Here is a 19,656-nt window from a genome sequence, read left to right on the forward strand (position 1 = left end):
TTACCTCGCATAGACGCGCTGGAAGCGGCGGGCCAGCAGTGCGCCAAGGCCCATCAGCAGTAGGGAGAAGAACAGATAGCCCACGGTCGCCACGATGTAGGATTCGAAGGTACGGAACGTTTGGTTCTCAATATCGCGCGTCACATAGGTCAGATCCGCCACGCCAATCACCATCGCCAGGCTGGTGTTTTTAAACAGCAGCACCGTGTGGTTGATCACCGCGGGCAGCGCGTTGCGAATGCCCTGCGGCAGAATCACGCCGCGCATGGCGCGCACGTAGCTCATGCCGAGTGCGCGCGCGGCTTCGTTCTGGCCGTCGGGAATGGCGCGCAGGCCGCTGCGGATATCTTCGGAGAAGTACGCCGCCTGGCACAGGCCCAGCGCGGTGAGGGAGAACAGGAACTCGGCGTTGTAGTTGTTGATCCACATTTGCAGCGCTTCCGGCAGCAGCGTGGGAATGGCGAAGTACCACATCATCAACTGGATCAGCGTCGGCACGTTGCGGTGATAAGAGACATAGGCTTTGACCAGCCCGACCGCGATGCGGTTTTCAGTCAGGCGGATCACCACCAAAATCAGCGCCAGCACCATTGCCAGCAGCCAGGCACCCAACGCCAGTTCAAGGGTGATCACCGTTCCGTCAACGATCATCTGGCCGTATTGGCCGGTTATCACACTGCTGAAATCGAGAGCCATTTTGTTACCTCATGGTCGCATATTACGCGCTGTGGTCGCCCGGTCGCATGGTGGAAAGACCGCCCGGCACCTGCAGCGTTGGGGTGATTTCGATATTGCCGATATTCACCGCCAGCGGTGCCGCGAGCGCGAAGGCGACGCAGTCGGCGATATCTTTGGCCTGCGGCAGTTCAAAGCCATCAATGAAGCGGCGGCGCGCCTCTTCGTGATCGCCTGACACGTTGCCGAAGATATCGGTGGCGACGCGGCCCGGACAGATTTCGGTGATGCGCACGCGCGCGCCGTAGCAATCGACGCGCAGCTGGCGCGAAAGGGCATGCACACCGGCTTTAGTGGCGTGATATACCGAGTTGCCGTTGAAGTTGTAGATGGCAGCAATCGAGGTGATGTTGAAGACGTGGCCGCGATCGCGTTTCACCATGCCCGGCACCAGCAAGCGGCACAGATGCAGCACCGCGCGCAGATTGACGTCGACCTGGGTTTCAATCACGTTCTCGTCGGCATCAAGGATCGATCCCGGATGCGACAGGCCCGCGTTGTTGACCAGAATGTCGATTTCGAGATTTTTGCACAGCGCGGTCAGCGCGTTGACGTCGCTGACATCCACCGCATGCGGAATACAGCCGGTACGATCGGCCAGCGCCGCCAGCTGCTCTTTACGGCGCGCCACCGCGTGCACGGTGATGCCCTCTTTGCACAAGCGCTCAACGATCGCTTCGCCCATTCCCGCGGATGCGCCGGTTACCAGCGCGGTTTTGTAATCTGAAAATGGCATCTGCCTCTCCTCGTTATGGCGTCTTTTGACTGTATGCAGTTATGCCGCAAGGGCATAAGACATAAAAATTTTGAGGCAATAAGCGCCCCTTATAACCCTGTTCGCTCACCATTTATGGCGACCGAAACGTCAACACGTCCTCGTCATACTCCACCGCAGACAAATGCTCAGCCACGAACGACTGCACCGTGCCACTATCCGGACTGATCACCGGCACATACAGCGGCCCAACCTGCACCAGCGCCACCACCTCACCGGCGACGATCTGCTGGCCGGGCGCGACAAAATCCTGCTGGCTATGCGGATGGCGGCGCAGCAGCGTGCCGGGCATCGGGGCGCCGATGCGTTGCGTGATGGAGGAGATTTCAGTGGCGGGAACTATTGCAGGCGCGGGCGCGGCTGGCGTGGCGGCGAAGGTCAACCGCACCGACCAGTGCTTGCCATCGAGCGCCAGGCTGTTTAGCCCGGAGGATTGCATCTTGCGCGCCAGCGCGCGCAGCGTCGGCAGCGGTATTGCGGTTTTATCCATGGAATTCCCGTCAAAGCGAAACACGCCCGCCACAGCGGGCAAAATCGTAATCTAGCGCGTTCGCAATACGGGCAGTAAGAGGGTTTCGCTTTGCGGCAATAAGCGGGACTTATCCCACTAAGGTCAGTGGATGGTTCTCAACGTTGCGGCGCGACATCAGCGACAGCAGGATCGATTTCACCGCTTCAGCCGGCTGTGACAGCGGCAGATGATCCGACATGCAGAACGACAGCGATACCTGCACATCTGGATCGACGATCTTCGCCATCCACGCATCGCCGCTTTTCAGCATCGCGCGCGCAGCAGATTCCGGCATGATGGTGGTGCCAAGTCCGGCGCTCAGGGCGGCATTCAGCGTGGTTTGTGACTCGATCTCGCATTTCACGCGGTACTGCAGATTGTTGTGTACGAAGGCATCGTCGAGCACTTTGCGCATGATGTTGTAAACGCGCGGCAGGAACAGATCGTATTGCGCCACCTGCGCCAGCGGGATCTCTTTCACCGGTTGCGCGAGGCTGAACGGGCAGACGAAGTAGAGATCCTCTTTCATCAGCGGCATAAAGCGCAGGCCGTGAATGGTGCGGTGATCGTAAATCACTGCCATATCCATGCGGCCATTCATGATCAGTTCGCTCAGCGTGGTGCCGAAGTTCTCATTGAAGTAGAGCACGATGCCGGGATGCTGTTGCTGCACTTCCATCATCAGCGGTAACGCGAGGTTTTGTGCGGCAGTGCCCGGCGCTAAGCCCACTGAGACGCTGCCGCTCAGCGAGGCGCCAACCAGCTCAATGGCGCTTTGTGCCTGCTCGCACTGGCGCAAAATCGCCTGCGCGTGGGAATAGAGCGTTTTACCGGCTTCGGTCGGCGTCACGCCGCGCTTGGTACGAATGAGCAGTTGCTGATTCACTTCCCCTTCCAGCGTAGCCAGCTGCTGGCTCAGCGCGGGCTGGGCAATATGCAAAATATCGGCGGCCTGGGTCAGGCTGCCCACATCAACAATTTTAACAAAGTACTTAAGGCGACGAAGATTCATGAACGCTTCCTCCAACAGAACGCATAGCGGGTATCAAGCAAACTTGATGCCAAAATAAGCTTTCGTGAGTGAACTCAGACAGGAGGGTAGAGCCACAGTGCCTCCTAAGGCCGATGCTGAGTTGGACAGTTGCCGAGACGGCGAGGGTAAAACAGCGACCTTTGCACTGGTATGGTGCGATTCACTCATTAGATTTGGCGATGATGGGAGTGAGTAAACGGGCATTGCGCGCTGTTAACCGGCACTCAAAGTAACACTCTATTAACATTGCGTCAGGCGCTGGCGCGTGACCTGCCGCGCATTTCCACATCAGGCTCGCCACCTTTATGGCGAAAGTGTGCGGTCGGTTCAGTCATCGCTTTGTGTTATATCACCACAACAAAGCACTATTAACCGCCGCTTCGGGCAAAAACCTATCCTCTGGTACACGTCGTGTTTGCAGCTTGCTGCAAGCCGTTCATGCTGACACTGAGCCAGGATTAACCCATGCCCGAGATAGCCGATCGATTAAAGAATGTCACCGTTTCTGCCTCCGTTGCTATGACCCAAAAGGCCCGCGATCTCGCCGCGCAGGGCATTGATGTGGTAGCGCTTTCCACCGGTGAACCCGATTTCCCCACGCCACCTCACGCAATTGAAGCCGCTTACGCCGCCGCGCGCGCCGGAGATACGCGCTATCCGCCTACCGACGGCACGCCAGCACTGCGCAAGGCGATCCAGCTGAAGTTCAAACGCGATAATCAGCTCGATTACGACGTCAGCCAGATCCTCACCGCCGGCGGCGCTAAGCAGATCATCTTTAACGCGATACTCGCGACCATTAATCCGGGCGATGAAGTGGTGATCCCGACGCCATCGTGGATCAGCTATGCCGATATCGTCAAATTCGCCGGTGGCGTGCCGGTGGCGCTGCCGTGTGCGCAGGAGAACGGCTTCAAGCCGCTGCCTGCCGATTTAGATGCTGCCATCACCGACAAAACCAAATGGCTGCTGCTCAACTATCCGAGCAATCCCACCGGTTCGGTGGCGACCAAAGCGGAGCTGCACGCGCTGGGCGAGGTGCTGTTGCGCCATCCGCAGGTGTGGATCATGACCGACGATATCTACGAGCACCTGATTTATGACGATGTGCGCTTTTATACGCTGGCGCAGGTTGAGCCGCGCCTGGTTGACCGCGTGCTGACGGTGAATGGCGTATCGAAAGCCTATTCCATGACCGGCTGGCGTTTGGGCTTTTGCGGCGGCCCGTCGCCGTTGATCAAAGCGATGAGCAACGTGAATACGCAGAACAGCGGCGGCGTTTGCACCTTAACCCAGGCAGCGGCGGTGGCGGTGCTGGAAGGTCCGCAGGATCTGCTGCAGGAGCGCGCGCACATCTATCGTCAACGCCGAGATTACGTGCTGGAACGCCTGACGTCGATTGACGGCTTGCGCTGCCACAAACCGCAGGGCGCGTTTTATCTGTTTGTGAATATCGCGGGTTACATTGGCAAAACCAGTGCCGGTGGTCGGTTGATCACTAATGATGCCGATTTTGTGCTGGCGCTGATTGAGGAGCAGCACGTGGTGACAGTGCAGGGCGCAGCGTACGGGATGAGCCCGTTTATCCGGTTGTCGTATGCCACGAGCATGGAGCGGTTAGAGACGGGATGCGATCGTATTGCGGCGTTTTGTGGTGGTTGTGTTTGATGTCCAGGTCGCCATAAATGGCGTAATGCCGATCAGTTAAGCGCAGAGCGACTTTCGTTCGCCATGTGCTAAGCAGTTGCAGCACCCTGGTGCGGCGACCGAGCAGAGGGCGTCCTGGCCACGCCCTCTGCACTCCCGGGCCCTGCGCCAGCCCAACCCGCCGCTGCGCGGTACCTTCACTCATTCACGATTCCTGACGGACCGGCGGCGATTCGCTCCTGCTCAACGCCACCTCTCGCCGCATCCATGCGGCTCGCCCTGGAATCCCTCATTCGCTCAGCGATTTGGGATGTCGCCTCAACACCCGCGCTGCAGTAGCAATGCAATTTTCCGACTCACAATCGCGACTAATTCCGTAGGGTCGCCATTCATGGCGACCTGGTGCGCATGAATGCGCACCCTACGAAAAACCCGTTCGGGTACTGTCATTATTGCGCGATAACCTCTGCGGCTGGAGCGACCTGATGGCCGCAGGCTTCGATTTCGCTGCGCACAATGGTGGCGAGCGCCAGTGAACCTGGCGTGTCGCTGTGAACCAGAATCGAGCGCGCTCGCACTGCAATCTCTTCACCTTCAATCGTCGTCACCGTGCCGTGCTGCAAAAACTGTCGCACGCGGGCGCGCAAGGCGGCTTCCTCTTTGATCACCGCACCCTTAATGCCGCGTGGAACTAAGCGGCCTTGTGCGTCATAGGCGCGGTCCGCCAGAAACAGCGTTAGCGTCTTCAGGCCAGCCGCGTGCGCGGCGGTTTCGATGATGGTATCGGGCTGGGCGAAGATGATCAGATCGCTATTGATGCGCGCTACTAATTCCATCACCTGTTGCGCCAGCGCGGCATCGCGGTTGACGATGTTGCCCATCGCGGCGTGGAAACTGAAGTGGGAAACGTAGGTGCCTTCCGCGCGGGCAATCGCCGTGAGCGCGCCGAGCTGATAGGCCACTTGCTGGCAAATCTCTTCGGCGCTAAACGGCAGTTCGCGGCGGCCAAACCCCTGACGATCCGGTAAACCGGGATGCGCGCCAATCCCCACGCCGTGTGCCTTCGCCAGCCGCACCATGTTGCTCATGATCGCCGGATCGCCGGCGTGGAAACCGCAGGCGATATTGGCCGATGACACCACTTTCATAAGCGCGGCGTCATCGCACAGCTGGTAAACGCCGAAGCCTTCGCCCATATCGGAATTCACATCAATCTTCATGCCTGGTTTCCTTGTGCGGATTAAACGGTAAGCGCTTTACGCAGTGGCTGGCAGCTGAGGCGCAGACGGCTTAGCCAGCGCGTGACTTCCTGTTCGATGGCGATCGCTTCGTGCACATCACTCTGGATCAGCTGGATCGACTGGCCCGGCAGCACTTGTCCCAGCCGCCACAGATCCTGCTCGATCACGCCCGCGATCTTCGGATAGCCGCCGGCGGTATTGGCATCACTCAGCTGGATGATCGGTTCGCCGCCCGGCGGCACCTGCACAATGCCGGGGATCAGCCCGTAAGATCGCATTTCAACGGTTTCTGACGGGAAGATCGGATCGCCTGAAAGCCGATAGCCGGTGCGATTGCTTTGATTCGATACCTGCCACGACTGCTGCCAGAAACGCGCGGCATCGGCGGCAAACAGCGGGTATTCACCGGAGGGAATGGCGCGCAGCTGAATTTCACCGGCGCTGTTGCAGGGAAAACAGTCGTGTAATGCGCTGTCTGGCGGTTCGATGCCGATGCCGCTGTGGGGAAGTGCCGGGCTGCGACTTTCGCCGATCGCCAGCCGATCGCCACGCTGCAGCGGACGTCCTTCAACGCCGCCGAAGCCGCCGCGCAGCGCGGTACTGCGCGAGCCGAGCACCAGCGGCACATCGATGCCGCCCGCAATACACACATAGCCACGCGCGCCGCTGCGCGGATAACGCAGCTCCAGCACTTGCCCGGCGCGTACGCTGCAGCCCCACCACGGCGGCAGCGGCGTGCCATCCAGCGTGGCGCGGCAATCGGCACCGGTCACCGCGATGCTGCTGTTTTGCAGAAAACGTACGCGGAACGGGAACAGCTGCACTTCAATCGCCGCTGCATTTTCGTCGTTGCCGAGCAGGAGATTACCGGCACGCAGCGCCAGCGGATCCATTGCGCCGCTCACCGACACGCCCATGTGGCGATAATTGAAGCGACCTAAGTCCTGCACCGTGTTCAGCGCACCGCTCTGTTCGATCTCAATCACAGCTCTATCCTCTGCGGCAGAAAACGGATGCGATCGCCCGGTGCCATCAGCGCGGGCGATGCGGCCAGCGGATCAAACACTGCTAGCTCGGCAAAACCAATCGCGTTCCAGCCGTTCGGACCGGTTAGCGCCGAGACGCCCGCCTGCGCGCCGCCGATGGTGACGGTGCCTTTCAGCATGCTGAGCGACGGCACTTTCTTGCGTGGCGTTGCGAGTAGCGGATCCAACCCATGCAGATAACCGAAGCCCGGCGCGCTGCCCAGCGCAAACACCGTGTATTCACTTTGATGATGCAGGCGCACCACTTCGCGCGGGCTTAAGCCGGTATGGCGGCATACCGCCTCAAGATCGGTGGCGTGTTCACCGCCATAATGCACTGGGATTTCAATCAGTTTGCCCTGCGGACTGATCGCCTGCGCCTGATCCCAGGCAGCATGTAGCTGCATGCGCACGGCGGTTTCATCGGCTGGGATTTGGCGGAACAGCACCAGCAGATTGGTGACGCCGGGGATCAGCGCTTCAATTGCTTCATCGGCATGCAGCAGGCGCGCCAGCGACCAGATGCGCCGCTGCGCCGGGAGATCGAAACCGCCCGGCGCTTCCACCAACCACGCGCGTGCGCCAATGGTGGAGAGCTTAATATTAGAGGAGCAAGCCAGCGCGGGGGCGCTGGCGGGCTGAAGAGCAGAGTGCGACTTCACGGGCATGGTTATTCCAGCGGTTCAAATTTCAGACTGGAGAGCGGCTGTACGCGCTCTTCGCGCACCATTTTGTATTCGGTGTTAGGCCCAATCCACGTATCCCAGATTTTGTCGATGGTGCCGTCATCGTCCATCGCCTTCAGGCTGCTGTTGACGCTGGCCAGCAGCGCCGGTTCATCACGCTTCATGCCAACACCAATCGGCTCCAGCGCCATCGGCTCTTTGATCATCGCCAGATTGATGCCGTCTTTTTTCGCCTGCGAAATGGTTTTGATGCCGGTCATGGTGTTGGTGACGAAGCCGACTGATTTGTTCTGCTCCAGCGCGAGGAACGCGGAGGCTGAATCCTGGAAGGTCACCGCTTTGCCACCTTTGATGTGGATCGACTGCTCAGAAGTGGTGCCTTTGGTGGCGCTGATGCGTTTGCCCTGGAAATAGCTCAGCGGCTTGTCGGCCAGAGGTGCTTTCACCAGCAGCATCTCTTTGGCGACGTAATAGGGATCGCTGAACTGAATCTGGTTGCCGCGAGTTTTGGTGTAGGCAAGGTTAGCGATCAGCACGTCGGCGCGACCGGTGGCAATCACCGCGATACGCGCTTCCACCGAGGTGGGCACCAGCGTCAGTTTGACGTTCATCTGCTTCGCCAGTGCGTTGCACAGATCGATATCCATGCCCGCCAGCTGGCGCGTTTTCGGATCCGGGGAAGAGAAGGGCGGCACGTCCGAATAGACCGCGCACTTCAGCTCGCCGCTGGATTTGATGTTCGCCATCATGTCTGCATGAGCAGCCGAAATAGCCAGCAGCGGCAGCAGTGCCAGCCCGATGGTGGTACGTCTTTTCATGGTCATGTGAACTTCCTCAATGATGAATACCACGGCGTCACCGGGACGGAGCGCCTGATTTCTCGCTTTTCTGGACTATAACGGCTTTGTTTTCAGACGAAAAAGAGGGAAACCCTGTCGTGCAATAGCAAAAAAATATGGCTAAGTGGCGCATAAGTTCTTTCTATTCGGGCAGAGCAAAAAAGTGTTATCCAGCGCACACTTTTCTCGCCAGGCTGGTCGCATGTCCTCTCGGCAGTCCCGCCGATTGCATGTGGTAGAGAGAAGTGAAAAAGCATGAATGCCCGATTAGGCGTGTTATTGAAGATAGTGGCCGCGCTGTGCGCCACCTTGATGCTGGCGTGTGTGAAGGGGCTAAACGGTGCCATTCCCACCGGCGAAGTGATTTTTTTCCGCAGTTTTATCGCGCTGTTTCCGCTGCTGATTTGGCTGAAAATGCAGGGCAACGTGCTGGAAAATCTCAAGACGCGTAATCTGTTTGGTCACTTTATACGTGGCTTCTCCGGCACCGGCGGCATGTATTTTAACTATCTGGCGCTGGTGTATATCTCACTCGCTGATGCGACCGCGCTCAGCTATGCCGCGCCGCTGTTTACCGTGATCATGGCGGCGATGCTGTTGAAAGAGCGGGTGCGGGTTTCGCGCTGGATCGCGGTGGTAGTGGGATTATCCGGCATTTTGATCATGCTCTCATCAAGCCTGAGCGCCAGCGGTGCGCTGTTTTCTCAAGGTGCCAGCAACGCGTCGGCGAGCCTTGGCGTGGCATTTGCGTTGATTGCGGCGCTGTGTTCCGCGACCTCTAACGTACAAATCCGCTTCCTCAACGGCATCGAAAAGCCGGGCGCGATTGTGTTCTATTTCTCTGTAATGACGACCCTTATTGGCCTGGCGACGGCGCTGTTTGGCTGGAGCAAACCCAGCGCCATACAGCTGTTATTGCTGGTGGGCTGCGGCCTGTTTGGCGGGCTGGCACAGATTCTGGTCACGCTTAGCCTGCGTTACGCCGATGCCTCACTGCTGGCACCGTTCGATTACACCACGCTGGTGTGGTCGATGCTGATTGGCTATCTGTTCCTGCACAGCCTGCCGGGCAGCACCACCTTGCTGGGCGCATCGATTGTGGCGCTGGCCGGGATTTTTGCGGTGTGGCGTGAGAATCGGCAGCGTAAGCTGGCAATGGTGAATAGTACGCCGTAGGGTTGCCATTTATGGCGACCTGGTGCGCATAAATGCGCACCCTATGACGGCGAAAGATTAGCGGAACACATCATCAATGATTTCAACCTGCTTGGTGCGCAGCGTCTCGTCCAGCCAGCTGCGTTCCAGCGCGCCGGTTTTCGCCAGTTCGAAGTTGTGTTCATCAACAATGAGATACGCCTGCGCTGCTTCGAGAATGCGTGCGGCATCCTGGCGAGGAATCACAATCACGCCATCCGCATCGCCCAGTACGATATCGCCCGGCGAGACGTGAATTTTACCGCAGGCAATCGGCACGTTGATCTCGCCGGGACCGTCCTTGAACGGGCCACCCGGCGTGTGACCGGCGGCGTAGATGGGGAAATCCATGCGTGACAAGCCTTCGATATCGCGGACCGGGCCGTCCAACACAATGCCTTCCATACCGCGCTGTTTGGCATAGGTCGCCATCACTTCACCCATTAGCGACTGGCTGCGATCGCCTTCGTTCGACAGAATAATCACATCGTTTCGGCCCGCCATATCCAGCGCTTTGTGCAGCATCAGGTTGTCACCGGAACGCGCCTTAACTGTCACCGCCAGGCCACACATGATCGTCTGGCGCGGCGCGGTTTTCAGGCTGATCTCCGCCGACAAGGCGGGCAAGCGGCTCATGCAATCCGCTACCACCGCCGCCGGTAAACGGCGAAAAGCTTCCAGCAGCGGTTCGGCATCGGCGGGACGGCGTAAATAGATTCGGTTTCCTGCGCTCATGGTTATTTTCCTGTAGGGAGTGATTTAATTAATCGAATCGTGTTTCTGAGTAAATAATTAAACATGGAAGTAAGACGTTTTATTTTTCTTTTTAATGGGTCATTACTTCAATGATTAGGGCGTTCAGCTAACAAGCTGAATCAGCGGGTGATTACTGGTATGAGATTAAGCTTACGCGATTGCGCTGGTGTTACGTATGGGATGTTACGGCTAACGGAGGCAGGATCACGAATTAATATTTTTGGTTGGTTTAAATCACTGATAATTAATTTTATTGGATTTTATTATGGGGGGATAGATTAAAAGTATTAGCTGAGTCGTTAATTTATTTTCAGAAGCGTCTCTCAAATCTAAGACGTTCAGTACATCGGCAAGCAGAAATCATGATGCAAATCATCTCTCAAAATATAACCTGCAGTTTATCTTTGCGTTCCAGGCCAACAGCGCATACTCCGAAGGCTATCGTGCTGTGTGCGGGGGATAAAACCGGTGTTAATCAGAAGCGCTTCTACCAATCGATGATCAAACTGGCTGATAAAGAGTACAAGCAGCATCTGGAGGAATTAACCAATGCCAAAACTTGAAGAGCTGATCGCACAGCGTTCTCCTGAGTCCCAGGAGCGCATTAAAAATAAGGCAGACCAAAAAATTCTGGAGATCCGCCTGCGTCAGTTGCGTGAGGAGCTGGAACTTTCACAGGTGCAGCTGGCTGAAAAAATGGGTATCTCGCAGCCTGCTATCGCCGCGATTGAAGCGCGAGGTGACGAGATAAAACTTTCCAGCCTGAAAAAGTATGTCGAGGCGTTAGGCGGTAAGTTGAGTCTCAATGTTGAACTTCCCACCGGAGATGGTCGGATATTTCAGATTTGATGTGGAGGAGGATGTCCGTGATAAACCGGCATCTTTTTCCGAACGCAGAAAAGCAAAAACTAGCCATCAGTTGTGTAACTGGCTAGTTAAGCTTAAATCGGTCGCCATGAATGGCGACCCTACGATTATTTTCCTGATTTTCGTAGGGTGCGCATTCATGTGCACCTGCATACATAGGCAATTTATTACTTAGGTTAATGGCATTAACCATAAGCTGGTTTGGATAAAGTTAAATATAAACAAGCAAGATATATTTAACTCTCCTGGAGAGCGCCTTTCAGCTTTAATCTAAATTGTGTTTCTTAGCGAAGTCGTAAAGCTCCTTCACTGACTCACACTGGAGTTTTTCCATCACGCGCGTTTTATAAGTGCTCACGGTTTTATTACTGATATGCATTTTGTCGGCGATGTGATTGTTTTTTAATCCTTCGATGATCAGCTGAAAAACACGGAACTCCTGCGGTGAAAGCGCATCTATTTTCTTCTGCTGTTCTAAGCACTCATCACTTTTCTTCACTCTTTTGATCGCAGGGAAATAGCTATAACCATTTTCGCCAGCGCGAATAGCGGAAACGATCTCGGTTAGGCTCTTTTGCTTGCTGACAAAACCGTTGGCACCGGCTTGTGCGGCTAAAGGCGAGTAGTATTCAGCATTCTTACCGGAGATCATGATGATGATACCTTCAAACTCTTTGCGTCTAAGCGTACCAATCACTTCAATGCCGTCTTTAGCGGGAATGTCGGCATCAATAATCAGAATATCAGGATGATGGTGTTCAACGATTTTCTGTGCGTCAATGCCATCACTGGATTCCGCAATCACATCATAGTTATTTTCTTCGAGAAGAACTTTTACCGCTAATCTAACTAATGGATGATCGTCAACGACGACAGCACGAGATCTCAACACAAGTATGCCCTTAAAGGATGAACTGGAATGGGCGCGAAATTAGCAGGTATTTTTTAGGATTACTTTACGATAACACCGATGCTGCGTAGGAACATTCCTACGATTCAGTTAACGCAATCTCAAATTGAGTGCTAGAAAAACAAATAACTCATTGTTGTTAAGGATCTATTTTCTGTCCTGTAAGCATAAGACTTTATTTTTAATATCATCATTTAGAAATTGATACAGATCAATGAGCATGTTTTAAATTTTGATAAAAGGAGAATGAAATTGCAGGCGGGATTAGTTGAAGAACAGATCATGAATGGATCAATCAATATTGTTTCTCTTCGCGAACTCGTACAGCTCCTTAGTGGTAGAACAGCCCAACTTCTCCATTAACCGCGTTTTGTAGGTGCTTACCGTTTTGCCACTTAAATGTAATTTCTTTGCGATATCTGCGTTATGTAACCCTTCAACTAAGTGCTGAAAAACCCGAAACTCCTGTGCCGACAGCGTTTCAATCTTGTTTTTTTCCTCTGTTTTATCACCGCTGGCTGCGCGTGATTTTTTCATAGGAAAATAACTGTAGCCATCCATCCCTGCATTTATGGCAGAGAGTATCTCCGGAAGATTATTCTTTTTACTCACGAAACCATTCGCGCCTGCATCAGCGCAGAGTCGGGCATAAACATCAGCGTTTTTACCGGAGATCATAATGATAATCCCTGCGTAATCTCGTCGGCGTAATGCTTTAACCACCTCAATGCCATCCACCGCTGGAATATCGACATCAATAACCATGATGTCGGGTTGGTGTAACTCAACCAGTTTCTGCGCTTCAAGGCCATTATCGGATTCAGCCAGCACCGAGAAGCCGTTTTCAGTGAGTAATACCCGAACCGCCATTCTGACTAAAGGATGATCGTCTACCACGATCGCCCGGTTTAACGCCATATGCCCTCCACTAAAATAAGCTTACTCAGAAATAACTTAGCACAGATTAGATTATTCCGTCCTACATGAGAGTCTTCTATGCCGGAGAAAATTCCCACTTTTTCTGGCGATTTACTCCCATATTTTCCTTTGTTTCAGATCATTAATATCTCTCTCGCTGACACGATATAACGACTGTAACAGCGAATAACCCCGGCAGCAGTACCGCCGCAAGAACCGAATCATCGGATAAAAAGACGTCTACAAAGGATTAAAAAAAATGAAACTCAACAAAATCGTTATTGCTGCCTCTTTAGCTTTGGGTATGGCTTCTGTTGCTCACGCAGCAGGTCAGGGCGATGGCACCATTACTTTCAATGGTTCAATCATTGATGCGCCTTGCTCAATCAACCCAAACAGCGTTAACCAGACCATCAACCTGGGCCAGATCTCTAATGCAGCACTGGAAAACGGCGGTACTTCTGCACCACGTAACTTCCAGATCGATCTGGAAAACTGCGCGCTGACCACTGCTAAAACCGTGACCACTACCTTCACCGGTGCGGCAGGTGCTTCAGGTCGTCTGGGCATCACCGGTACTGCAAGCGGCGCAAGCATCGCGCTGACTGACGGTGCTGGTAAGCCAATCGTGCTGGGTACTGCAACCGCTGCGCAGACTCTGCAGAACGGTAACAACACACTGAACTTCTCTGCTTACCTGCAGGGTGATGGTGCAACTGCCACTATCGTCCCAGGTGACTTCCAGAGCGTGACTGACTTCACCCTGGCTTACCTGTAATAAATAAGATGGCATGGGCCCATCTCATGCCATCTATTTTTTTACAGAAGAGTGAGTTTTAAGAGACATATTTATTTTAGCTATTGCTAACACCAGAGATAACCGTTCAATTAAAAAAACGATTTTCTCTTTAATACAGGCGAGTCGTTATGTGCGCCTGCCATTTTCGCTGTTATCAATACCAAGAAAAGTCTTAATGTCTTGCCGCTATTGAAAGAAAAATAAATATAAATTTGAAAGCTAATCTCACTGATCATCAGATGCTCATTCATGGAATTACCGTAAAAACGGCAAAGGTTTATAAAAATGAAGGCTGTTAATTCTTTGGAAGTGCCTGTGTCGCGTCCGCATCTGCTGGGTATGATCATTTGTGGCATATTATTTGGTGCTACACCTGCAAGTTACGCCGAGGAAATTGAATTCAACACCGATATTCTGGATGTCAATGACAAGAAGAATATTGATTTGTCGCAGTTCTCGCGTGGAGGATTTATTCTTCCCGGTAACTACGACATGAAAGTCTATGTTAATAAGCTAGAATTACCCGAGCAAACCATTTCATTTGTCGCACCAGAGAACGATCCTAAAGGCAGCGAAGCCTGTATTTCACCTGAGTTAGCCAAACAGCTAGGTTTTAAAGACGACGTCCTGGCGAAATTAAAGTGGATTCACGATGGCCAATGTCTGGATATCAGTGCCTTAACGGGCATGGAAACCCGTGGGGATTTGGGCACATCTGCGCTGTACATCAGTATTCCACAGGCGTATCTCGAATACGCCAGCGAGAACTGGGATCCGCCTTCACGCTGGGATAACGGGATTCCCGGTATTTTGCTTGATTATAACGTTGGCATTCAGGCTCAGAAGCAGCAGCACGGCGATCAAAGTGTGGATGTCAGCGGTAATGGCACTGTGGGCGCGAACGCTGGAGCGTGGCGTTTGCGTGCCGACTGGCAAACGCGTTCGGAGAAAGAGCCGGGTGCGACCATGCCATCACGCCAGCGCTTTGACTGGAGCCGCTACTACGCGTATCGCGCCCTTCCACGTTTGGGTGCCAAGCTATCGGTCGGGGAAAACTATCTTAACTCCGATATCTTCGACAGCTTCCGCTTTGCCGGTGCCAGCTTAATGTCTGATGAAAGCCAGCTGCCACCGAATCTACGTGGCTATGCGCCAGAAGTGGTCGGTATCGCGCGCACCAACGCACGCGTAGTAATTAGTCAGCAAGGCCGCGTGTTGCAGGAAACCCAAGTCGCGGTCGGTCCGTTCCGTATTCAGGACATCAGCAATGCGGTGTCGGGTCAGTTGGATGTGCGCGTCGAAGAGCAGGATGGCAGCGTACAGAACTTTACCGTTGATACGGCGAGCATTCCCTATCTGACGCGTCCAGGCTCGGTGCGCTACAAACTGGCAGCCGGTAAGCCTGCTGATTATGAACACCATTTAACCGGGCCCAACTTTGCTACCGGGGAAATATCCTGGGGCGTGAATAACGGTTGGTCGTTATATGGCGGTGGGGTTATTGGCGGAAATTATAATGCCGTTGCTATCGGTCTGGGCCGTGACTTATTAAAATTGGGTGCTTTGTCATTTGACGTCACCCAATCGCGCGCAAACCTACCCAATCAACCAAATACCTTATCGGGTGGTTCATATCGTCTAAGCTATTCGAAAAACTTTGAGCAATACGACAGCCAAATTACTTTTGCCGGTTATCGCTTCTCTGAACGCGACTATATGAGCATGAGTGAATATCTCAGCGCCTTAGAATATGGCAGCCGCAATACGACCGGAAATAGCAAAGAACTTTATACCATAACCTTTAATAAACAGTTCCGCGATTTACGCTTAAGCAGCTATTTAAACTATAGCCACGAAACCTATTGGAATCGGCCGGACAACGATCGATATAGCATCAACTTTTCACGCTACTTTGATGCGGGGAAATTTAAAAACATTAGCCTGTCGCTTTCGGCCTACCGCAATATTTTTTACGGCATGAAAGATGATGGCATGTATTTGTCGCTATCGCTACCGTGGGGAAATACCGGTTACGCCAGTTACAACGGTTCGGTGGCAAAAAACAATACCACCAACAGCGTGGGTTATTACGATCGAATCAACGATCGCGACAGTTATCAAATTAGCGCCGGTGTCAGTAACACTGGTGGCACTAGCAGTGGCAGCTTCTCCCATCGTGGCGATCTGGCGCAACTGAATACCAACGCCAGCTATCAAGCCGGGCGTTATTCGGCGGCAGGTGTGAACTTTCAGGGAGGCGCAACCGCCACGCTGGAAGGGGCGGCGCTGCACCGTTCAAACGGCGTGGGCAACACTCGCTTGTTGGTGGATACCGATGGTGTTGCTGATGTACCGGTAATGGCTAGCGGAGCCTCTATTCGCACTAACCACTTTGGTAAGGCGGTGATTACCGACGTGAACAGCTATTACCGCAACAACGCGGCGATTGATGTGAATGATATGCCGCGTAATGCCGAAGCCACGCGCTCGGTGGTACAGGCGACCTTAACCGAAGGCGCAATTGGTTATCGCAAATTTGCGGTGATCGCTGGAGAAAAAGCCATGGCGATTCTGCGGCTGGCCGATGGTTCTTACCCGCCGTTTGGTGCAGTGGTGAAGAACCTTAAGCAGCAGAGCGTGGGCATTGTGAACGATGACGGCAACGTCTACTTAAGCGGCATTGTGCCGGGTGAAAAGATGACGGTGAACTGGGGCGATAAACAGCAGTGCACCATTGAACTGCCGGCGTCATTCCAGCCGAGTGATGAGTTCGCCAATCTATTGTTGCCGTGCGAAACGGTAAACCAGGACTAATTCGTGTTGCGAGGACTTCGCGGTTCTCGCGCTCCCAATCTAAGAGAGACTTAACCATGTCACTGAAAATGAAAACCACCGTGCTCAGCAGCTTGCTGCTTAGCGTTATGACGTTGCAGTCGGCGCAGGCCGCCATCGCGCTGGATCGTACTCGCGTTATTTATGACAGTTCGCAAAAGTCGGTCAGCCTGAATGTCACCAATGAGAATAAAAAGCTGCCGTATTTGGCGCAAGGCTGGATTGAAGATGCCGAAGGCAAAAAGATCACCAGCCCGCTCACCGTGCTGCCGCCAGTGCAGCGTATTGAACCCGGTGCCAAAAGCCAGGTGAAAGTGCAGGGCTTACCGGCGGTGTCCACTCTGCCTCAAGACCGTGAATCGCTATTCTATTTCAACCTGCGCGAGATTCCACCGAAGAGCGACCAGCCAAACACGCTGCAAATCGCCTTGCAGACGCGCATCAAGTTGTTCTATCGCCCGGCGGCATTGCAGCGTGATGCTCAAGCCGCGCCGTGGCAGGAGCAACTGACCTTGACGCGCGAAGGCGACAAGTACCGCATCAGCAACCCGACGCCGTACTACGTCACCATCGTGGAAGGCGGAGCCAGCCTGAAAAGCAAACCGATCAAAGATTTCGGCCCAATGATGCTGGCACCAAAAAGTCAGGAAGTGATTGCTGCATCTGCTTCTGCAATTGGTAATGCGCCGGTGCTGACCTACATCAATGACTACGGCGGTCGTCCACAACTGCAGTTCACCTGCAGCGGCAACAGCTGCAAAGCGGCATCAGTTAAGCAGTAATTCACTAACGCATTTGCGGGACAGGGAGGCAAAAAAATGAAAAAAACCAAAACCACCGTGGCGCATTGTGCCGTGCTGTTCGCCCTTTTTGCGACCGGGACCATTGATGCCTCGCTGCCCAGCGCGCTCAACGATTCGCTATGGTCTGAAAGCAACAGCGTGGGATCGTTGATGGAGAGCAGCTGTTATCTGGAGATGAACTCGGCGTGGCAAAGTGTGAATTTAAATGCCAGCGGCGTGTCTCGCGTGCTGTATGCCACCGAGCAAGGTGCGCCGGTGCCATTTGGCATCACGCTGCGTGATTGCTTCCGCAACAGCAGTCAACCTTATGCCTCGCTGAGCCTGGTCGCGACGTTGGATCACGACAGCCCGCAACTGGTTAAGGTAAACGGTGCATCCGGTTTGGGACTGCGTTTGCGTGATGCTAACGGCATGGTGGTGAATATGCACAATCACGCCACACCGTTGAATTTTATTCCTGGTCAAAACAGCCTTAACTTTACCGTGACTCCGGAGCGTACCAATGCGGCGCTGGGTTATGGCCTTTATAACGCGCAAATGGATTTCAGGTTGAATTATGAATAAGAGACATAAAATTTACGTGAGTTTTCTCTGCGTCCTATTTCTAATGATAAATCTGATGCTCTCTTATCAGGCGCAAGCGTTAAATATTACGGTTACAGCTAAAGTTGTGGTGCCGCCGTGTGTCGTCAACAATGGAAATGTAATTAGTGTTGATTTTGGCGATGCAATATTAATACCCCAGATCAATGGTCAAAATTATCGTACTACTATTCCTTACACTATCCAGTGTGATGTTTCTGCACCTGATGCATTAAAATTGCAGATTAGAGGCAGTGGTGCGACGTTCAATTCTGATGCGCTGGAAACCAGCCAGAGCGGATTAGGGATTGTTTTTTATCAAGATGGCCAGCCTTTGGCGCTCAATGACAAGCTTGATGTAAGTTATTCAGCATTACCTACATTTGAGGCTGCACCCGTGAAGGAAATGGGCACCAAGCTGCTGGGCGGTGCATTTACCGCTGGAGCGACATTGGCAATCTATTATAATTAATGAGGCAACTGTGAAGTATAAAATTCAAACGGTGTTGCTAATTTTGAGTGCTTTAATCATGCACCGCTCAGCATATTCAGTTGAAAACTTACTATTTAAGGGAAGTTTGATTGATATGGCTGAATGCACGATAAATAACGATCAGCGTATTGACATCGACTTTGGTCCACGACTAGGTATTAGTCAAATCGATGGAGTAAATTATCGCCAGGCTATTAATTACCAGATTAATTGCCTACCCGGAACTACAACACCCGATATGGCTATTAATATCACCGCAAATGCCATGACGAATGATAATACTGCTATTCAAACGGATAAAACAGGGCTTGGTATTCGCCTATTACAAAATGGCATGCCAATGAACTTAAATCAGGCTTTGGTGTTTACTTCCGGTAATCCACCGGTATTGGAAGCAGTTCCTGTAACTTCAGATGCAAACCTGTTAACTGAAGGTGCATTCCTGGCGGTCGCGACTATTCAGGTAGAATATCAATGAAGAAAGCGAATCTTATTCTGTTACACATGCTATTCACCATTACTGTGGTTATGACTCATCATGCCAGGGCGACTGATATGCAGTTCAGCGGTGCATTGGTTGCAGAGCCTTGCGTCATTGCGCCTGGTAAAGAGAATATTGATTTATATTTTGGCACGCTTGCTGATAAGTATCTTTATCATAATTTTCGCTCACCGAATAAGTCATTCTCGATTGAATTAACCGGCTGTACACCTAATGTCGGCCAATCTGTTGCAGTGACTTTTACGGGAATTGAAAATGCTGAACTCACCGGTCTGCTGGCTATTGATCCTGGCAGTGCAGCCAGCGGCATCGCCATTGGCATGGAAACAGCCAATGGTTTGCCGTTAAAAATTAATTCTCTTAGCAATAAAATGCGTTTAGTGAACGGTAATAATGATATTTCATTGCGAGCCTATGTTCAGGCTGAAAAATCCGCTTTAAAGAATAAAAAAATAGGCTTAGGCACTTTCAATGCAACAGCAAGCTTTACTCTGACTTACGACTGAGA

21 protein-coding genes and 1 pseudogene are annotated in these 19,656 nt (G+C 53.1%); 11 read left to right on the forward strand and 11 right to left on the reverse strand.

What is annotated here, in order from left to right:
- From NR302_RS02080 to nac, 4 genes are all read right to left on the reverse strand, one after another.
- Entirely contained in the window at window positions 1-696 is a 696-nt protein-coding gene (locus NR302_RS02080) for an amino acid ABC transporter permease (protein ID WP_258144419.1), read from the reverse strand.
- 22 nt (window positions 697-718) lie between these two features.
- Entirely contained in the window at window positions 719-1,471 is a 753-nt protein-coding gene (locus NR302_RS02085) for an SDR family oxidoreductase (RefSeq protein WP_258144420.1), read from the reverse strand.
- Between the two features lie 112 nt (window positions 1,472-1,583).
- Window positions 1,584-2,000 (reverse strand): biotin/lipoyl-containing protein, encoded by a 417-nt coding sequence (locus NR302_RS02090; protein WP_258144421.1) that lies wholly within the window; start codon window positions 1,998-2,000, stop codon window positions 1,584-1,586.
- A 109-nt stretch (window positions 2,001-2,109) separates the two neighbouring features.
- Window positions 2,110-3,033 (reverse strand): nitrogen assimilation transcriptional regulator NAC, encoded by a 924-nt coding sequence (nac, locus tag NR302_RS02095; protein WP_049851333.1) that lies wholly within the window; start codon window positions 3,031-3,033, stop codon window positions 2,110-2,112.
- A gap of 486 nt (window positions 3,034-3,519) precedes the next feature.
- On the opposite strand from nac, the gene NR302_RS02100 reads away from it, so the two are divergent.
- On the forward strand, window positions 3,520-4,722 hold the full coding sequence (locus NR302_RS02100; protein ID WP_258144422.1) for a pyridoxal phosphate-dependent aminotransferase: 1,203 nt from the start codon (window positions 3,520-3,522) through the stop codon (window positions 4,720-4,722).
- 428 nt (window positions 4,723-5,150) lie between these two features.
- On the opposite strand, the gene NR302_RS02105 is transcribed toward NR302_RS02100, so the two are convergent.
- Genes NR302_RS02105 through NR302_RS02120 form a run of 4 tightly spaced genes read right to left on the reverse strand, consistent with a single transcriptional unit; the run spans window position 5,151 to window position 8,477 of the window.
- A complete protein-coding gene (locus tag NR302_RS02105; protein WP_258144423.1) occupies window positions 5,151-5,921 on the reverse strand; it encodes a 5-oxoprolinase subunit PxpA in 771 nt (256 codons plus the stop codon).
- A 20-nt stretch (window positions 5,922-5,941) separates the two neighbouring features.
- Window positions 5,942-6,928: a biotin-dependent carboxyltransferase family protein gene (locus NR302_RS02110; protein WP_258144424.1), complete on the reverse strand. Its 987-nt coding sequence runs from the start codon at window positions 6,926-6,928 to the stop codon at window positions 5,942-5,944.
- Window positions 6,925-7,635 (reverse strand): 5-oxoprolinase subunit PxpB, encoded by a 711-nt coding sequence (gene pxpB, locus NR302_RS02115; RefSeq protein ID WP_258144426.1) that lies wholly within the window; start codon window positions 7,633-7,635, stop codon window positions 6,925-6,927. Before pxpB ends, NR302_RS02110 begins: the two co-directional genes overlap by 4 nt.
- Window positions 7,636-7,637: 2 nt before the next feature.
- Entirely contained in the window at window positions 7,638-8,477 is an 840-nt protein-coding gene (locus NR302_RS02120) for a transporter substrate-binding domain-containing protein (protein WP_061718305.1), read from the reverse strand.
- Window positions 8,478-8,747: 270 nt separating this feature from the next.
- On the opposite strand from NR302_RS02120, the gene NR302_RS02125 reads away from it, so the two are divergent.
- Window positions 8,748-9,668 carry a DMT family transporter gene (locus NR302_RS02125; protein WP_258144427.1) on the forward strand — a complete coding sequence of 307 codons (921 nt, stop codon included), beginning with the start codon at window positions 8,748-8,750 and terminating at the stop codon, window positions 9,666-9,668.
- A gap of 57 nt (window positions 9,669-9,725) precedes the next feature.
- Here the strand turns inward: NR302_RS02125 and NR302_RS02130 are convergent, their stop codons facing one another.
- Window positions 9,726-10,421 carry an RraA family protein gene (locus tag NR302_RS02130; RefSeq protein ID WP_154154552.1) on the reverse strand — a complete coding sequence of 232 codons (696 nt, stop codon included), beginning with the start codon at window positions 10,419-10,421 and terminating at the stop codon, window positions 9,726-9,728.
- Window positions 10,422-10,876: 455 nt separating this feature from the next.
- Here NR302_RS02130 and NR302_RS02135 point away from each other — a divergent pair.
- Both NR302_RS02135 and NR302_RS02140 read left to right on the forward strand, forming a co-directional pair.
- A pseudogene (locus NR302_RS02135) lies at window positions 10,877-11,005 on the forward strand (diaminopimelate decarboxylase); the annotation flags it as partial.
- Window positions 10,992-11,291, forward strand: coding sequence for a helix-turn-helix domain-containing protein (locus NR302_RS02140; RefSeq protein WP_176970147.1), 300 nt, complete (start codon window positions 10,992-10,994; stop codon window positions 11,289-11,291). The pseudogene NR302_RS02135 and the gene NR302_RS02140, both read left to right, overlap by 14 nt.
- A 283-nt stretch (window positions 11,292-11,574) precedes the next feature.
- Here the strand turns inward: NR302_RS02140 and NR302_RS02145 are convergent, their stop codons facing one another.
- Together NR302_RS02145 and evgA are read right to left on the reverse strand one after the other, a co-directional pair.
- On the reverse strand, window positions 11,575-12,201 hold the full coding sequence (locus NR302_RS02145; RefSeq protein WP_258144429.1) for a response regulator: 627 nt from the start codon (window positions 12,199-12,201) through the stop codon (window positions 11,575-11,577).
- 309 nt (window positions 12,202-12,510) lie between these two features.
- Window positions 12,511-13,137 (reverse strand): acid-sensing system DNA-binding response regulator EvgA, encoded by a 627-nt coding sequence (gene evgA, locus NR302_RS02150; protein ID WP_258144430.1) that lies wholly within the window; start codon window positions 13,135-13,137, stop codon window positions 12,511-12,513.
- A 259-nt stretch (window positions 13,138-13,396) separates the two neighbouring features.
- Here evgA and NR302_RS02155 point away from each other — a divergent pair, with 259 nt between their 5' ends.
- From NR302_RS02155 to NR302_RS02185, 7 genes are all read left to right on the forward strand, one after another.
- On the forward strand, window positions 13,397-13,915 hold the full coding sequence (locus NR302_RS02155) for a fimbrial protein (RefSeq protein ID WP_258144431.1): 519 nt from the start codon (window positions 13,397-13,399) through the stop codon (window positions 13,913-13,915).
- 306 nt (window positions 13,916-14,221) lie between these two features.
- Window positions 14,222-16,750, forward strand: a complete 2,529-nt coding sequence (locus NR302_RS02160; RefSeq protein WP_374990634.1) for an outer membrane usher protein — start codon at window positions 14,222-14,224, stop codon at window positions 16,748-16,750.
- 56 nt (window positions 16,751-16,806) lie between these two features.
- Window positions 16,807-17,550, forward strand: a complete 744-nt coding sequence (locus tag NR302_RS02165) for a fimbria/pilus periplasmic chaperone (RefSeq protein WP_374990635.1) — start codon at window positions 16,807-16,809, stop codon at window positions 17,548-17,550.
- Between the two features lie 36 nt (window positions 17,551-17,586).
- On the forward strand, window positions 17,587-18,135 hold the full coding sequence (locus NR302_RS02170) for a fimbrial protein (RefSeq protein WP_258144432.1): 549 nt from the start codon (window positions 17,587-17,589) through the stop codon (window positions 18,133-18,135).
- A 55-nt stretch (window positions 18,136-18,190) separates the two neighbouring features.
- Window positions 18,191-18,625, forward strand: a complete 435-nt coding sequence (locus NR302_RS02175) for a fimbrial protein (protein ID WP_258144433.1) — start codon at window positions 18,191-18,193, stop codon at window positions 18,623-18,625.
- Window positions 18,626-18,635: 10 nt separating this feature from the next.
- Entirely contained in the window at window positions 18,636-19,124 is a 489-nt protein-coding gene (locus tag NR302_RS02180; protein ID WP_258144435.1) for a fimbrial protein, read from the forward strand.
- On the forward strand, window positions 19,121-19,654 hold the full coding sequence (locus NR302_RS02185) for a fimbrial protein (RefSeq protein ID WP_258144437.1): 534 nt from the start codon (window positions 19,121-19,123) through the stop codon (window positions 19,652-19,654). The genes NR302_RS02180 and NR302_RS02185 overlap by 4 nt, the downstream gene beginning before the upstream one ends.
- The last annotated feature ends 2 nt before the right edge of the window (window positions 19,655-19,656 follow it).

The sequence above is a fragment of the Pantoea sp. SOD02 genome, from assembly GCF_024707505.1.
Lineage (GTDB): Bacteria > Pseudomonadota > Gammaproteobacteria > Enterobacterales > Enterobacteriaceae > Pantoea > Pantoea symbiotica.

Bases quoted from the DNA above. Each gene is read 5' to 3' on its own strand.
- NR302_RS02100 (WP_258144422.1), top strand. From the start codon at position 3,520: ATGCCCGAGATAGCCGATCGATTAAAGAATGTCACCGTTTCTGCCTCC.
- NR302_RS02080 (WP_258144419.1), bottom strand. From the start codon at position 696: ATGGCTCTCGATTTCAGCAGTGTGATAACCGGCCAATACGGCCAGATG.
- pxpB (WP_258144426.1), bottom strand. From the start codon at position 7,635: ATGCCCGTGAAGTCGCACTCTGCTCTTCAGCCCGCCAGCGCCCCCGCG.
- NR302_RS02160 (WP_374990634.1), top strand. From the start codon at position 14,222: ATGAAGGCTGTTAATTCTTTGGAAGTGCCTGTGTCGCGTCCGCATCTG.
- NR302_RS02155 (WP_258144431.1), top strand. From the start codon at position 13,397: ATGAAACTCAACAAAATCGTTATTGCTGCCTCTTTAGCTTTGGGTATG.
- NR302_RS02170 (WP_258144432.1), top strand. From the start codon at position 17,587: ATGAAAAAAACCAAAACCACCGTGGCGCATTGTGCCGTGCTGTTCGCC.
- NR302_RS02165 (WP_374990635.1), top strand. From the start codon at position 16,807: ATGTCACTGAAAATGAAAACCACCGTGCTCAGCAGCTTGCTGCTTAGC.
- evgA (WP_258144430.1), bottom strand. From the start codon at position 13,137: ATGGCGTTAAACCGGGCGATCGTGGTAGACGATCATCCTTTAGTCAGA.
- NR302_RS02125 (WP_258144427.1), top strand. From the start codon at position 8,748: ATGAATGCCCGATTAGGCGTGTTATTGAAGATAGTGGCCGCGCTGTGC.
- NR302_RS02105 (WP_258144423.1), bottom strand. From the start codon at position 5,921: ATGAAGATTGATGTGAATTCCGATATGGGCGAAGGCTTCGGCGTTTAC.
- NR302_RS02085 (WP_258144420.1), bottom strand. From the start codon at position 1,471: ATGCCATTTTCAGATTACAAAACCGCGCTGGTAACCGGCGCATCCGCG.
- NR302_RS02130 (WP_154154552.1), bottom strand. From the start codon at position 10,421: ATGAGCGCAGGAAACCGAATCTATTTACGCCGTCCCGCCGATGCCGAA.
- NR302_RS02090 (WP_258144421.1), bottom strand. From the start codon at position 2,000: ATGGATAAAACCGCAATACCGCTGCCGACGCTGCGCGCGCTGGCGCGC.
- nac (WP_049851333.1), bottom strand. From the start codon at position 3,033: ATGAATCTTCGTCGCCTTAAGTACTTTGTTAAAATTGTTGATGTGGGC.
- NR302_RS02175 (WP_258144433.1), top strand. From the start codon at position 18,191: ATGCTCTCTTATCAGGCGCAAGCGTTAAATATTACGGTTACAGCTAAA.
- NR302_RS02120 (WP_061718305.1), bottom strand. From the start codon at position 8,477: ATGACCATGAAAAGACGTACCACCATCGGGCTGGCACTGCTGCCGCTG.
- NR302_RS02185 (WP_258144437.1), top strand. From the start codon at position 19,121: ATGAAGAAAGCGAATCTTATTCTGTTACACATGCTATTCACCATTACT.
- NR302_RS02140 (WP_176970147.1), top strand. From the start codon at position 10,992: ATGCCAAAACTTGAAGAGCTGATCGCACAGCGTTCTCCTGAGTCCCAG.